This is a genomic window from Clostridium sp. DFI.1.208, assembly GCF_024463855.1.
Classification (GTDB): domain Bacteria; phylum Bacillota_I; class Bacilli_A; order Erysipelotrichales; family Erysipelotrichaceae; genus Clostridium_AQ.
Genome location: NZ_JANGCA010000147.1, coordinates 1 through 1,471, shown reverse-complemented (window position 1 = coordinate 1,471; position 1,471 = coordinate 1). Strand labels below are relative to the sequence as shown.

The 1,471-nt window shown below is 40.5% G+C and carries 1 protein-coding gene; it reads right to left on the bottom strand.

Annotation, left to right across the window (positions count from 1 at the left end; translation table 11 throughout):
- Positions 1 to 144: 144 nt before the first annotated feature.
- On the bottom strand, positions 145 to 1,362 hold the full coding sequence (locus NE665_RS23705; RefSeq protein WP_178760136.1) for an IS256 family transposase: 1,218 nt from the start codon (positions 1,360 to 1,362) through the stop codon (positions 145 to 147).
- Between the last annotated feature and the right edge of the window lie 109 nt (positions 1,363 to 1,471).

Genomic DNA, 1,471 nt, shown 5'->3' with positions numbered 1-1,471 from the left:
GAGAGCGTTTCAAAGTTTGTGTAAACTCAAGAAACTGATATAAGACCATAAGAATTAACGATATGGGCGGAGCTGATTTAATAGGCTTCGCCCTTTGTCTGCATTATACAGCAGTATTTATACATGTCAATAAAAAATATAACTTTAGATCTCCTTGTCCGCCAATCTCTCTTCGAAATAGATCTCAAGTTGCGAGCGGATCTCACCCCAGTCTTGGCGTCTGCCCGTCCATTTTTTAGTGATGTCCATAGTGGCTAAATAGAGCATTTTTAGAAGGCTGTTATCGGAAGGGAATACAGTCCTGCTTTTGGTGACTTTGCGTAGCTGACGGTTGAATCCCTCGATTGCATTAGTTGTATAAATGAGTTTTCTGACCGCATCCGGATATTTGAAATATGTGGATAAGGTCGCCCAATGATCACTCCAGGAACGGTAAATCTTAGGGTATTTTTTGCCCCATTTATCGTTGAAAACTTCAAGCTCATTCAAAGCTACTTCTTCTGTAACAGCAGTATATACTCGTTTCAAATCGCCCATCAGCTCTTTGATATCTTTGTAGGATACGAATTTTGTGGTGTTTCGTATTTGATGGATGATGCAGTGCTGGATCTCTGCCTGTGGATATACAGCTTCAATGGCCTGTGGAAATCCGCTGAGCCCATCTACACAAACGATCAGTATATCTTCAACACCTCTGTTCTTAAGACCATTAAGCACAGAGAGCCAAAACTTCGCACTTTCGTTCTCGCCTATATACATCCCTAAAATATCTCTATGTCCATCCATATCAATACCAAGAGCTATATATACGGCTTTTTTTACGATACGCCCTTCGCTGCGGACATGATAATGGATAGCATCCATAAATACCGCTGCGTATACGCTCTCTAATGGTCTGTCTTGCCATTCTTTTACGATAGGCATGATCTTATCCGTGATACGGCTTATGGTGCTGTCTGAAATATCGATATCATAAAGCTCTTTCATGTGGCTTTCGATATCTGATGTTGTCATACCTTTCGCATACATGGAAATGATTTTTTCCTCCATGTCCTGGGTGATCGTATTTTGATATTTCTTTACGATTTGCGGTTGGAACTCACCATTACGATCCCGGGGAACTTCTATCTGCATATCCCCATAGCTGGTATGCATCGTTTTCTGCGAATGGCCATTACGGCTATTGTCAGTTTCTTTGTTACGATAGTCATACTTGCTATAGCCGAGTTCCTGATCAAGCTCCTCATCTAAAACGCCTTCAAGGATAACTGACATCATATCACGCATAATAGCATTGACATCATTTCCATCCTTGACCTTTACATCATTTTCTTTCAGGTAATTCTGCATGAACTCTCGCATTATTGCTTTTCGTGGCGTATCCTTTTTTCTTACCATTTTAAAAACCTCCAAACCGAGTAATTTTATCTTACATCAGTTTAGAGGTTTACACAATCTTTGGGATACTCCC